The sequence below is a fragment of the Tardiphaga sp. GW821-FHT12E02 genome (genome assembly GCF_058807155.1).
This window is the reverse complement of sequence record NZ_JBXAQK010000001.1, coordinates 2802066-2815151: the sequence shown is the minus strand read 5'-3', so window position 1 is coordinate 2815151 and position 13086 is coordinate 2802066. Positions and strand designations below refer to the sequence as shown.

Sequence of the window (13086 nt, the reverse complement as noted above, 5' to 3'; positions counted from 1 at the left end):
GCCTACTCCGCCGCCTCGCGCACATAGCGTGCGCTTGGCGTGCGCATGGTCACCAGCTCTTCGGCAGCACTTGGGTGCACGGCCACCGTGGCGTCGAAATCCGCTTTTGTCGCCTTCAGCTTGATGCAGATGCCGAGGATCTGGATCAGTTCAGCCGCTTCCGGGCCCACGATGTGACAGCCGACCACCACATCGGTGGAGCCGTCGACGACCAGCTTCATCAGCACACGGCTGTCGCTGCCGGAGATCGTGGATTTGATGCCGCGGAAATCGGTCTTGTAGATATCGACATGGCTGAATTTCGCGCGGGCCTCGTCCTCGGTCAGGCCGACGGTGCCGACTTCCGGCTGGGTGAAGACGGCCGTCGGGATATTGCCATGATCGACCTTCACGGTCTTGCCGCCGAACACGGTGTCGGCAAAGGCATGACCTTCGCGGATCGCCACCGGCGTGAGGTTCACGCGATTGGTGACGTCGCCCACCGCATAGATATGCGGGACATTGGTCTGCGAGAACTCGTTGACGATCACCGCGCCATCGCTGTGCTTGATGGCGACGCCGGCCTTCTCCAAGCCGAGACCATGCGTGTTGGCGTGACGGCCGATGGCGAACAGCACCTGATCCGCGGCAATGCTGGCGCCGCCGGACAGATGCGCGGTGAGCTCGTGGCGGTGCTTGTCGATCGCCTTAATGGTGCAGCCGGTGACGAGGGTGATGCCCTGCTTCTCCATCTCCTTGCGGACATGGGCACGGACGTCTTCGTCGAAGCCACGCAGGATGTTGTCGCCACGATAGACCACGGTGACCGCGGAGCCGAGGCCGGCAAAAATGCTGGCGAATTCCAGCGCGATATAGCCGCCGCCCTGAATCACGATGCGCTTCGGCTGCTCGGGCAGATGAAAGACTTCATTCGACGAAATGACGTGCTCGATGCCGGGGATCGCAGGCCCATGGCTGGGCGTGCCGCCGGTGGCGATCAGAATATGCTTGGCGCGAACCGTCTCGCCAGTGCTGAGTTTCAGCGTGTGCGGGTCCTCGAACACCGCGCGTGCCTTGATCGCCTTGGCGCCGGGCTTCTCCACATTGGTGGTGTAGATGCCTTCGAGCCGGGCGATTTCCTTGTCCTTCGCGGCGATGAAGGTCGGCCAGTCGAAGGTGGCTGATGGAATGGTCCAGCCGAAGCCGCGGGCGTCGTCGATCTCGCGGGCGACATGCGAGGCATAGACCATCAGCTTTTTCGGCACGCAGCCGCGGATCACGCAGGTGCCGCCGAAGCGATATTCCTCGGCGACCATGACGCTGGCGCCGTAGCCGGCAGCGATCCGCGCGGCGCGGACGCCGCCCGAGCCACCACCAATGACGAACAGATCGACGTCGAAGTCAGACTTGCTGGACATGAATTACTCCGCCGCCACGAGATGATGTCAGCCGTCATTGCGAGGAGCGAAGCGACGAAGCAATCCAGCTCTTGGCTTTCTGGATTGCTTCGCTTCGCTCGCAATGACGGATAGGCTTAGATTTCCTTGCCGCGCTTGCGCATTTCAGCGCGGAACTGGCCGTTCACCTGCTCGGCAAATTGCTGCGCCCACTGCTGCATATAGTTCACGCTGGCGGAGATCGACTGCGGCTCCATCTGCAACAGCTTCTGGCCGAGCGGCGACTTGTAGAATGCCGCGAGATCCTTCAGCTCGGCTTCGGTGAAGTCGCTGGCATAAATCTTCGCCATCTGCTCGCCGATCTCCTTGTCGCGGCCGGCATTGGCCTGGGCGACGACGACGGCGACTTCGCCGAGATCTTTCTGATAGTTCAGATTGCTCTGCAGCAGCGAGTCCTTGACGCGCTGGACCATGTTCGGAATGGCGTTCGCATACATGGCGCTCGCATTCTTCATCTGCAGGATTTCCTTGGCGTAGCCGATGGCAGCCGGCGATGCCGGCTTGATCGGGCGCTCGGCAGCGGGCGCGCCCTGCTGGGCGGAGGCCGGCAAGGTCACGGCCACAGCGCCGACCACGAGGCTGGCGGACAACAGCAGTTTCGAGAGAATCTTCATGGCAGTCTCCTTGAGATCGCAGCCTTAGGGCCGCTCAACAACGCGAATTCCATCCGAGCCGGCGAGCACGATGGTGCGCGCCAGGCCAATAAACAGTCCATGTTCGACAACGCCCGGAATGCCGGCGAGCAGACCCGCAAGGCGCGGCGCGTCGGTGATGGTTCCGAGCTTGGCGTCCAGGATCCAGTGGCTGCCATCGGTGACGAAAGCATGGCCGTCCTTGCCCTGGCGGATCGTCATCTCGCCGCTCAGCCCGCATTGCGCGAAGACGCTCTCGATGGCGCGGCGGGTGGCGCCAAGGCCGAACGGGATGACTTCGATGGGCAGCGGGAAACGGCCGAGCTTCGGCACCCACTTTGTCTCGTCGGCGATGACGATCATGCGGTCGGAGGCGGCTGCGACAATCTTCTCACGCAGCAATGCGCCGCCGCCACCCTTGATGAGGTTGAGATCGGGATCGGCCTCGTCGGCGCCGTCCACGGTGAGGTCGAGATGATCGATGGCATCGAGCGTGGTCAGCGGCACGCCGCAGGCTTCGGCCTGGATGCGGGTCGCTTCCGAAGTCGGGACGCCAATGACCTTCAGGCCTGCTTTCACACGCTCGCCGAGCAGATCGACGAAATGCTTGGCGGTCGAGCCGGTGCCGAGCCCGAGCTTCATGCCGTCCTGAACCTGTTCCAGCGCCTTGGCGGCAGCCTGTCGTTTCAGCTCGTCCATATTCATCGCAGCGGCGGTCCTTGTTGGGCATCGTCCCGCAAGCGGGAGGCGCGGCATATCTAGCGACGTTTGGGGGTGAGGAACAGGGTGCAAGGCGTGCATTCCCGGGGGATGCCGGTCTGCATCCCCAGCAGGCGATCCAGCCCCTTGCAGGATCGGCCCCGGACCGCTAGCGATCGGCCCATGACCACAGCCCCCCTCGTCGTTTTCGACCTCGACGGCACCCTCGTCGATACCGCCCCTGACCTGATCAGCGCCCTCAACCATGTGCTGGCCCGCGAAGGCCTGGCCCCCGTGCCGCTGGCCTCAGCGCGCAAAATGATCGGCCAGGGCGCGCGAAAACTGATCGAGCGCGGGCTCGAGGCCGAAGGCCGCGAGATGACACCGGATGAAGTGACCCGCCTGACCGCAGATTTCATCGACTTCTATGCCGAACACATCGCCGATGAGTCGCGCCCGTTCGACGGGTTGATCGAGGCACTGGATACGCTGGAAGCAAAGGGATACCGTTTCGCGGTCTGTACCAACAAGCTCGAATGGCTGTCGAAGCTGTTGCTGGAGAAGCTTGGCCTCACCGCCCGATTCGCCGCCATCTGCGGCGCCGACACATTTGGCGTCTCGAAGCCCGATCCGGTGATCCTGCAACAGACCGTCGCCCAGGCGGGCGGTACCATGTCTGCAGTGGTCATGGTCGGCGACGCCGGTCCGGATGTGGGCGTTGCCCGTCGCGCCAATGTACCGGTGATCGGCGTCACTTTCGGCTATACGGACACCCCGATCGCCGAGTTAAAGCCTGACGTAGTGATCGAGCACTTCCGTGACCTACCCGCCACGGTTGCGCGCCTGATTCCAGCCAAGTGTGCATAGCCTGCTCAGGCTGTTACGCTTTTCTGGTTTCTCCACGAACGGATTAACCATTTATTTACTATCACGCGTCGGCTGGTTGCGTCATTAGACCCACGCTCTTATTGTCGGCGTCTGGGGACTGCGGCAAGCCGCGAAAGTAACGGATACAACTATGCGTCGAGTACTCCTATTGACGGCAGCAGGCCTGAGCCTCGCTGGCTGCTCCTCCTTCTCCATGGATGCCTTCAAGTCGGCACCGGAGCCGGTTACCGTTCAATTCGAATCGACGCCCCCCGGCGCCGAAGCGAAGACGTCGGTCGGTCCTGCCTGTACGACCCCGTGCTCGCTGCCGATCGTGACCGAAGGCGATTTCAGCGTGACCTTCACGCTGCCCAAGTTCCAGCCCGCCACCGTGCCGGTGACCGTCACCCGCGTTCCGGCCGAATTCGCTTCGCCTGCGCGCACGGTTGTCGATCCGAGCCCGGTTGCCGTCGAGCTGCAGCCGGCAGTGTCGCCACGCAAGGCCCGCAAGGCTGCCAAGAAGCGCGCTGCTGCTCCGGCAGCCGAACAGGCCGCGCCTGCCGCAAGCACGCCCTTCCCGAATCCGCGCTAAGTCCGGGCATCGGCGGATAGCGAAACGCAATCCGCCGATAAGCTCTCGGAATGATCTCATTCGCTACACGTTGCCGTATCGCAATTGTGCCCTGCGCATTGCATGATTACATTGTGACGAGCGGCCCACGCGCCGCCAGTTGCATGCAGCAAGGCGTTTGAATGTCGGTATCCGAACTCATCCCCGCCCAGTCCTCCTCCGCCATGACCGATCCATTCGGTCGGCGGATCAGCTATCTGCGCGTCTCGGTGACGGATCGCTGCGATCTCCGCTGCTTCTATTGCATGTCGGAAGACATGACCTTCCTGCCGAAAGCCGATCTGCTGACGCTGGAAGAGCTCGACCGCCTGTGCTCGGCGTTCATCGCCAAGGGCGTGACGAAGCTGCGCCTCACCGGCGGCGAGCCGCTGGTACGCCGTAACGTGATGGGCCTTGTGCGCTCGCTGTCGCGGCACCTCAAGACCGGCGCGCTACAGGAGCTGACGCTCACCACCAACGGATCCCTGCTCTCGAAATATGCCGATGAGCTCGCCGATTGCGGCGTGAAGCGCATCAATGTGTCGCTCGACACGCTGGATGCCGCCAAATTCAAGACCATCACGCGCTGGGGCGATCTTGCCAAGGTGATGGCGGGCATCGACGCTGCACAGGCCGCAGGCCTTGCCGTGAAGATCAATGCGGTGGCGTTGAAGAACCTCAACGAGGACGAGATCCCGGCACTGATGGAATGGGCGCATGGCCGCGACATGGCGTTGACGCTGATCGAGGTGATGCCGATGGGCGATATCGGCGAAGGCCGCATCGACCAGTATCTGCCGCTGTCGCTGCTGCGCTCGCGCCTTGCCAACAATTACACGCTCACCGACCTGCCCGACGACACAGGCGGCCCCGCCCGCTATGTGCGTGTCGCCGAGACCGGCGGCAAGCTCGGCTTCATCACGCCGATGACGCATAATTTCTGCGAGAGCTGCAACCGCGTCCGCATCACCTGCACCGGCACGATTCATACGTGCCTGGGCCACGAGGATGCGTCCGACCTACGCAAGCCGCTGCGCGCCTCTGCCGACAACGAGCTGCTGAACGCGACCATCGACCGTGCCATCGGTCTGAAGCCGAAAGGCCACGATTTCATTATCGATCGCCGCCACAACCGGCCGAGCGTCAGCCGGCATATGAGCGTGACCGGCGGCTGACCCTCCTACTGCCGTACCCTTCCACAGACCCCCGACCAATGGCCTGTTTTGAACCGTCAATTTCTGATTGACGATTGCATGACGCGCTGAAATGGTGCCGCAAATTTTGATCGCCCAGCGGAAAAAGCTCCGCTTTCTCAGTGAGAAAGACGTGATCCGCGAGAGGTCGGGCGAGTTTCGGGGGAAACCGTGGACGTACTTAAATTCACGAATGCCATCGATCGGCTGAGCGATGCCTTCGGCTTCGTCGCCAAATGGCTGGTGCTGTTCGCCTGCCTGATCAGCGCCGGCAACGCGACCATCCGCTATCTCTTCCATTACTCGTCGAATGGCTGGCTCGAGATCCAGTGGTACATGTTCGCGGGCATCGTGTTCTTCGGTGCCTCGCAGACATTGCGCCTCAATGAACATGTGCGCGTCGATCTGCTCTACTCAGCCGTCTCCGACCGCGTGCGGCTGTGGATCGATATCATCGGCATCTGCGTCTTCCTGCTGCCGGCGATGATCTATCTCACCTACATGACCACGCCGTTCTTCCTGAATTCATGGAATTCGCAGGAATATTCCAGCAATGCCGGCGGCCTGATCCTGTGGCCGGTGAAACTCGTGCTGCCGGTCGGCTTCGGCCTGCTGGTGCTGCAGGGCGTCGCCGAACTGATCAAGCGCATCGCGGCACTGGCCGGCATCGTCAAGATCGACACCCATTACGAAGCGCCGCTGCAATAGCGGCGTTTGCTTTTTCAGCTCTTCGCGTTTCGACCCGATAATCGATAGTCAGGTATACCCGATGTTCTCCTACGGCGTGTTTCCTCCGCTGATGTTCGGCACCATGATCTGTTTCATGGTGTTCGGCTTCCCGGTCGCCTTCTCGCTCGCCGCTGTCGGCCTGTTTTTCGGCATTCTCGGTATTTTCTCCGGGCATTTCGATCCGTCATTCCTGCAGGCACTGCCGTTCCGTTTCTACGGCACGATCTCGAATGACCTGCTGCTGTCGATCCCGTTCTTCACCTTCATGGGCGCCATTCTCGAGCGCTGCGGCCTCGCTGAAGATCTGCTCGAAGGCACCGGCCAGCTGTTCGGCAAGATTCCCGGTGGCCTCGCTTACGCTGTGATCCTGGTCGGCGCCGTGCTCGGCGCCATCACCGGCACTGTCGCGGCATCGGTGATCGCCATGGGCGTGATCTCGCTGCCGATCATGATGCGCTATGGCTATGACATGAAGCTCGCCACCGGCGTCATCGCGGCATCCGGCACCATCACGCAGCTGATCCCGCCATCGCTGGTGCTGATCGTGCTGGCCGACCAGCTCGGCCGTTCGGTCGGCGACATGTATCTCGGCGCCATCGGCCCCTCGATCCTGCAGGTCGTGATCTTCCTGCTGTTTATCGTCGTTATGTCGATCCTGCGTCCGACCTCGATGCCGCCGATTCCGGAACATGCGCGCGAGCCGATGGGCTGGAAGCTGATCAGCCGCGTGCTGTGGGGCATGATCCCGTCGCTGGTGCTGATCTTCCTCGTGCTCGGCACCATCGGTCTTGGCCTCGCAACCCCCACTGAAGCTGGCGCCATGGGCGCTGTCGGCGCCATCGTGCTGGCCGCGATCCATCGCCGCCTCACCTGGCCGCTGGTCGAACAGGCGATGACCTCGACCATGCGCCTCACCTCGATGGTGGTGTTCATCCTGATCGGCTCGACCTGCTTCAGCCTGGTCTTCCAGGGCATGGACGGCTCGCACTGGATCGAACATCTGCTCACGGGCCTGCCCGGCGGCGCCGTCGGCTTCCTGGTGTTCGTGAACATCTTCGTGTTCTTCCTGGCGTTCTTCCTCGACTTCTTCGAGATCGCCTTCATCATCATCCCGCTGCTGGCGCCGGTGGCGGCCAAGCTCGGCATCGATCTCGTCTGGTTCGGCGTGCTGCTCTGCGTGAACATGCAGACCTCGTTCATGCATCCGCCGTTCGGCTTCGCGCTGTTCTATCTGCGCGGCATCGCGCCGCCGGAAGTGAAGAGCCGCGACATCTATCTCGGCGCCATCCCTTGGGTCGGCATGCAGATCCTGCTGGTGATCATCGTGATCATGTGGCCGGGCCTCGTGACCTACTGGATCGACAACACGGTGATCGATACGAGCAACGTGAAGATCGAGATCCCGCAGATCGAAATGCCGGCGATGCCGGATTTCGGGCAACCGAAATAGCCGAGAGATTGGGCTAGCCGTCGAACACCACTTCGGCCTCGCCCAATCCTTCAAAGCGAACGACGCAACGATCGCCGGGCTGCAGGAATGGCAGCCCGGTCCAGCTTCCCGTCGTCACGATGTGCCCCGCTTTCACCCCGCCCGGCATCATGTTGGCCAGCGCGACCGCGCCGGCAATCGGGTCGTTCGTTGGATGGCCGCCCTCGCGATCAATCTGCACCTCACCATTGACGATGAAGGTCATGTGGAGTCTGGCCAGATCGAGATGCGACCAGTCAGCCGTCTCCGGTCCGATCACCAGGCCCGCATTGATCCCGCAATCGGCGAGTTGTTCGAGCTTCGGCCGGCTGAGTGGCTCGCGAAAGCGGCTTGAGACAATCTCGATGACCGGCAGCACCGTTACGGCGCTGGCGATCTCCTCGCGCGTGTAAGGCGCGCTGCGCGCCGGTAGGTCGCGGGTGAACCTGAAGGCGGTCTCGCCCTCGACGCCGAGATGGGGCGCTTCGGCGACGGCCATATGTGCCGGGCTCGCGCGCACCATGCGCGCCTCGATCAGACCGCGGGTCGGCTCGGCATCGGGCGGTGCACCTGCCTTGAATGCACCGACGGGTTCGCCGACCAGCACCGCCACGCGATCCTGGATCTCATGACCCTCTGCCACGGAGGATGGCGTCACCGGAAGCCGGTCGATCTGCGTCCCACTGCGGCGGGCGTCAGCAAGCAACACAGCGGCGGCTTCAATCTCGGCTTCGGTCATGGTGGTCGGTCCCGTGAATCAGGTTGAGACTGACCCTAGCTGTTTTCATCCACGGGCAACACGCGCTCCGAACTCCGCCCCTCATGGTGAGGAGGCGCCTGTTAGGTGCCGTCTCGAACCATGGCTGCAGGCTCCGAGCATGTCGCCATCCTTCGAGACGCGGCGCAAGAGCGCCGCTCCTCAGGATGAGGGGCGGGAGTTGCCGTCCATCACCCCCGCGGGCGTGAGCGGATCATGTAGTTGTCGTAGGAAAATTCCGCGACCTGCCACCACGCATATTGATCGGCACGGAACGCGACCATGTGGTCGTACAGCTTCTTGAAATTCGCATTCTTGGCGGCGATCTCGCTATAGAGATCGTTCGCCGCCTTGAGCGACGCATCCAGGATCGCGGGCGAGAACGCACGCAACTGGGTCCCGCTTGCGACCAGTCGCTTGATCGCCGGCGGATTATACGCATCGTAGCGCGCCTGCATCGCCTCGTTGGCCATCGACGATGCCGTCTTGATCAGCGACTTGTAGGCCGGGGGCAGTTGCTCCCATTTCGCGATATTGACCATGTGATGGATGGTCGGCCCGCCATCCCAGAAACCGGGGTAATAATAGTATTTCGCGACCTTCTGGAATCCCAGCTTCTCGTCGTCATAGGGTCCGACGAATTCCGCGGCATCCACCGTTCCCTTTTCGAGCGACGCATAGATGTCGCCGGCACCGACTTGCTGCGGCACGACGCCGATTTTTGCGAGGACATTGCCGGCGATGCCGCCGATGCGCATCTTGAGGCCGTTGAGATCGGCGACCTCCTTGATCTCCTTGCGAAACCAGCCACCCATCTGACATCCGGTATTGCCAGCCGCAAACGCGATCAGATTGTAATTCTTCAGGAACTCATTGAAGAGCTCACCACCGCCACCGGATTGCAGCCACGCCGTTTGCATGCGGCTGTTCAGGCCGAACGGCATCGACGTGCCGATCGCAAAAGTCGGATCCTTGCCGACATAGTAGTAGCCGGCCGTCTGCGCCATCTCGACGGTGCCGTTGGATGCCGCGTCGAGTGCCTGCAGGGCCGGCACGATTTCACCTGCTGCAAAGACCTGAATCTGAAACTTGTTGTCGGTCGCTTCGGCAACGGCCTTGGCGAACAGGTCCGTGGCGCCATAGATTGTATCGAGCGACTTCGGAAAGCTCGATGTCAGCCGCCATTTGATTTCCGGCATCGACTGCGCAATGGCGGGTGATGCGACGGCTGCGGTTGCGCCAGCGGCACCGAGCCCGGCCATGCGAATGAATTGACGACGCTTCATGTGTTTCTCCCTCACCTGCTCGCCCCTCTGCCGGAGGCATGACTCGATGATGAAGCAATCGCGCGAGAAGCCAAGAAAATTCACGACACCACACACGCCTCCCTCATCCTGAGGAACATGCCGAAGGCATGTGTCTCGAAGGATGGCCGCACGCGCCGGTGCCTCACAGCTCATGGTTCGAGACGGCGCTACCCGCCTCCTCACCATGAGGGACGGGAGAGGTCAGCAAAAAGCCCGGCCTCCTCGCGGAGACCGGGCTTCCTGATGAGGCGATCAGTTCAGATCAGCCGCGCGTGCGCGAGCGGATCATGAAGCTGTCGAAGGTATATTCAGCAACCTGCCACCACAGATATTCGTCCGAACGATAGGCCTGCATCGCATCGATCGACTTCTTGAAGTCGGGATTCTTCGACGAGATATCGGCCCAGAGCTCGTTGGTCGCCTTGAGGCAGGCATCGAGCACTTCGTTGGTGAACGGACGCAGCTGCGTGCCCGATGCCACGAGCTGCTTCAGCGCCTGCGGGTTCTGCATGTCGTAGCGTGCCGCCATCCAGGTGTTCGCGTTGGCGCAAGCGTTCGCCAGGATCGCCTGGTAGTTCTTCGGCAGCGCATTGAACTTGTCGAGATTGGTGAAGGCGTGGACCGTCGGGCCACCTTCCCAGAAACCGGGATAGTAGTAGTACTTGGCGACCTTCTGGAAGCCGAGCTTCTGGTCGTCATAGGGACCGACCCACTCGGCGGCGTCGATGGTGCCCTTTTCGAGCGACGGATAGATGTCGCCGCCCGCGAGCTGCTGCGGCACCACGCCGACCTTCTGCAGCACCTGGCCGGCAATGCCGCCGATGCGCATCTTCAGGCCGTTGAGATCGGCAACGGTCTTGATCTCCTTGCGGAACCAGCCGCCCATCTGCGTGCCGGTGTTGCCGCAGGGATGACCGATGACGCCGAACTTCTTGTAGAACTCGTTGCCGAGCTGCTCACCGCCGCCCTGATACCACCAGGAATTCTGCTGGCGCGCATTGAGGCCAAACGGCACCGACGCGTAGATCGCGAAGGTCGGATCCTTGCCGACATAGTAGTAAGACACCGTGTGGCACATTTCGACGGTGCCATTCGAGGTGGCGTCGAGCACCTGCAGGCCCGGCACCAGTTCGCCGGCCGCGAACACCTGGATCTGGAATTTGCCGTCGGTCATTTCCGACACCTGCTTCGCCATCATCTCGGCGCCGCCATAGATGGTGTCGAGCGACTTCGGGAAGGACGACGCGAGGCGCCACTTAATTTCCGGCGTGGACTGCGCGATGGCCGGTGCCGCAACAGCGGCGGTCGCTGCAACGCCTGCTGCCGAGACCTTCAAAAACTCACGACGCTTCATTCAAGCTCTCCTTTTAAAGCGTTTCCCCAGAAATCCTTTGGGCCTTTTGGCGGCCCTGTCGCATCGCGATTCAGCCGCCAAAACCCTTGGTTCGGCGCTGATGTAACACGGTTATGAAGCGGCGGAAAATGAGACGAGTGTCGTAGTTCGCCCGATTGGACGAAAGTACTATGCGGCATTCTGCGCCCGCTTCGCAGGCGCAGCGCAATCAGGCCAGGACGGCTTTCAGACTGTCCCGGACCTGCTGGCCGATGTTTCGATAGATCGCCGCATGAGGCCCATCGGGCTCGCTGACCACCACCGGCGTGCCGGCATCCGACATCGCGCGAATGGACATGTGCAGCGGCACCTCGCCGAGGAACGGCACACCGAGCCGCTCGGCCTCGTGGCGCGCACCGCCATGGCCAAAAATGTCGGAGCGGGTGCCGCATTCCGGGCACAGGAAATAGCTCATATTCTCGATGATGCCGAGTACGGGGACATTGACCTTGGTGAACATCGCGAGGCCGCGGCGGGCATCGATCAGCGCCAGGTCCTGCGGCGTCGAGACGATCACCGCGCCCTTCAGCGGCACGTTCTGCGCCAGCGTGAGCTGGGCATCGCCGGTGCCGGGCGGCATATCGACGACAAGGACGTCGAGCTGTCCCCAGGCGACATCGCGCAGCATCTGGGTGATGGCCGACATCACCATCGGCCCGCGCCAGATCATGGCGGTCTCTTCCTCAACAAGGAAGCCGATCGACATGATCGACAGACCGAAGCGCTCGATCGGAATCATCTTCTTGTCGTCGTCGAGGGTCGGCTTTTCGTTGATGCCGGTCAGGCGCGGCACCGAGGGGCCGTAGATATCCGCATCGAGCAGTCCGACTTTGAGGCCAAGATCGCGCAGGCCCAGCGCCATATTCAGCGACGTCGTGGATTTGCCGACGCCGCCCTTGCCCGAGGCGACGGCGATCACCGCTTTCACGCCGGGAATCTCGGCCTGCTTGCCCATGGCCGACGGCGCGCCGGGCGGCTGATGCGGCCGATGCGCAGAGACCGGCTGCACGCCATGCGAATGGCCGCCAGGACCGTGGCGGTGCGGCGCCGGCGCCGATGGCGCCGAGCCGGGCTTCCGCTCTGCGGTCAGCGCGACCATCGCGCCAGTGACGCCCGGAATGGCGCGCACGGCCGCTTCTGCCTGCGCACGCACGCTTTCCCAGGCTCGCGCCTCGGCGGCATCCACGTTGATGGAGAACATCACCCGACCGTCCGTGACGGCGATTTCGGACAACACATTGGCATGCGCCAGCGGCACGCCGCGCGGCGACGCCACTTTGGCCAGGCCATCGAGAACCTGTTGTTTCGAAACGCTCAAATGCTCTCTCCCGGTCGGCGCAAGTCAGACCGCAGAGATAGTCGCATTCGGGCGGGTGTCCATGACGAATTTGAGAAAATGCAGATCGGTGCGCTGCACCGCTCAGCGTCCGGCCAGGGGATCAGCCGATGGATCGTCCAGGTTTCGGCCGCCATCGCCCACGCGATGCAGGATCGCGAGAACTTCGGATTGAGCCGTCAGAACCTTGTTCTCGAGCAGGATGATGTCGCTTTTCACATCGTGAATGTCGCGCCTGAGGGAGCGAATATCGTCACGCAAATTCGAGAACCCCTCACTCGTATCGCGCTCGACCCGCCCGAAGCCCTCGCTCACATCACGCTCGATCCGCCCGAACCGCTCACCCTGTTGCTGTTGGGTGTCGAGCGCCAGATCGAGCTTGCGATTCATTGCACGCAACTGTGCCATCATAAAGATGGTGATATTGCCCTGATCGCTGTCGGTCTCGCTCATGCGGTACAGCTTTCGTTCAATGCAAGTAGCGAATGATAGACGAAACGACGACAATCGCAAAGGTGGTCACGCACCATTTTCGCAATCAAGGGACGGCCTGGTGGCCCTTGCCCCGCCTTATCCAGTGACTATGCTGCGCCCGCTTCGCGTTCCCGTCGCCCGCACGGGATACTCACCTCCCAACAGTCGATAGCCGGCGCGTAAGC

13 protein-coding genes are annotated in these 13086 nt (G+C 62.2%); 5 read left to right on the top strand and 8 right to left on the bottom strand.

What is annotated here, in order from left to right; translation table 11 throughout:
• Positions 1-2: 2 nt before the first annotated feature.
• The 3 genes from gor to rpiA all read right to left on the bottom strand — a co-directional run bounded on the left by gor (position 3) and on the right by rpiA (position 2773).
• Positions 3-1397, bottom strand: a complete 1395-nt coding sequence (gene gor / locus AC1RQ5_RS13185) for a glutathione-disulfide reductase (protein ID WP_398481216.1) — start codon at positions 1395-1397, stop codon at positions 3-5.
• 116 nt (positions 1398-1513) lie between these two features.
• A complete protein-coding gene (locus AC1RQ5_RS13180; RefSeq protein ID WP_398481218.1) occupies positions 1514-2050 on the bottom strand; it encodes a DUF2059 domain-containing protein in 537 nt (178 codons plus the stop codon).
• A gap of 24 nt (positions 2051-2074) precedes the next feature.
• Entirely contained in the window at positions 2075-2773 is a 699-nt protein-coding gene (gene rpiA, locus AC1RQ5_RS13175) for a ribose-5-phosphate isomerase RpiA (RefSeq protein WP_493199472.1), read from the bottom strand.
• A 177-nt stretch (positions 2774-2950) separates the two neighbouring features.
• Here rpiA and AC1RQ5_RS13170 point away from each other — a divergent pair, with 177 nt between their 5' ends.
• From AC1RQ5_RS13170 to AC1RQ5_RS13150, 5 genes are all read left to right on the top strand, one after another.
• On the top strand, positions 2951-3634 hold the full coding sequence (locus tag AC1RQ5_RS13170) for an HAD family hydrolase (protein ID WP_493199471.1): 684 nt from the start codon (positions 2951-2953) through the stop codon (positions 3632-3634).
• 151 nt (positions 3635-3785) lie between these two features.
• On the top strand, positions 3786-4226 hold the full coding sequence (locus AC1RQ5_RS13165) for a hypothetical protein (RefSeq protein ID WP_398481224.1): 441 nt from the start codon (positions 3786-3788) through the stop codon (positions 4224-4226).
• A gap of 161 nt (positions 4227-4387) precedes the next feature.
• On the top strand, positions 4388-5419 hold the full coding sequence (gene moaA / locus AC1RQ5_RS13160) for a GTP 3',8-cyclase MoaA (RefSeq protein ID WP_493199469.1): 1032 nt from the start codon (positions 4388-4390) through the stop codon (positions 5417-5419).
• Positions 5420-5635: 216 nt separating this feature from the next.
• Positions 5636-6145 (top strand): TRAP transporter small permease subunit, encoded by a 510-nt coding sequence (locus AC1RQ5_RS13155; RefSeq protein WP_398481245.1) that lies wholly within the window; start codon positions 5636-5638, stop codon positions 6143-6145.
• Between the two features lie 61 nt (positions 6146-6206).
• On the top strand, positions 6207-7616 hold the full coding sequence (locus AC1RQ5_RS13150) for a TRAP transporter large permease (protein WP_398481228.1): 1410 nt from the start codon (positions 6207-6209) through the stop codon (positions 7614-7616).
• A 13-nt stretch (positions 7617-7629) separates the two neighbouring features.
• Here the strand turns inward: AC1RQ5_RS13150 and AC1RQ5_RS13145 are convergent, their stop codons facing one another.
• The 5 genes from AC1RQ5_RS13145 to AC1RQ5_RS13125 form a co-directional block, all read right to left on the bottom strand.
• Positions 7630-8373 carry a 2-keto-4-pentenoate hydratase gene (locus tag AC1RQ5_RS13145; RefSeq protein ID WP_493199467.1) on the bottom strand — a complete coding sequence of 248 codons (744 nt, stop codon included), beginning with the start codon at positions 8371-8373 and terminating at the stop codon, positions 7630-7632.
• 209 nt (positions 8374-8582) lie between these two features.
• The gene (locus AC1RQ5_RS13140) at positions 8583-9677 is read right to left on the bottom strand and encodes a TRAP transporter substrate-binding protein (RefSeq protein WP_493199466.1); all 1095 of its coding nucleotides are present in this window, start codon (positions 9675-9677) and stop codon (positions 8583-8585) included.
• Positions 9678-9960: 283 nt separating this feature from the next.
• Positions 9961-11052 (bottom strand): TRAP transporter substrate-binding protein, encoded by a 1092-nt coding sequence (locus AC1RQ5_RS13135; protein ID WP_493199465.1) that lies wholly within the window; start codon positions 11050-11052, stop codon positions 9961-9963.
• Between the two features lie 208 nt (positions 11053-11260).
• Positions 11261-12409: an iron-sulfur cluster carrier protein ApbC gene (gene apbC / locus AC1RQ5_RS13130; RefSeq protein WP_493199464.1), complete on the bottom strand. Its 1149-nt coding sequence runs from the start codon at positions 12407-12409 to the stop codon at positions 11261-11263.
• A 102-nt stretch (positions 12410-12511) separates the two neighbouring features.
• A complete protein-coding gene (locus tag AC1RQ5_RS13125; protein WP_493199462.1) occupies positions 12512-12880 on the bottom strand; it encodes a hypothetical protein in 369 nt (122 codons plus the stop codon).
• Between the last annotated feature and the right edge of the window lie 206 nt (positions 12881-13086).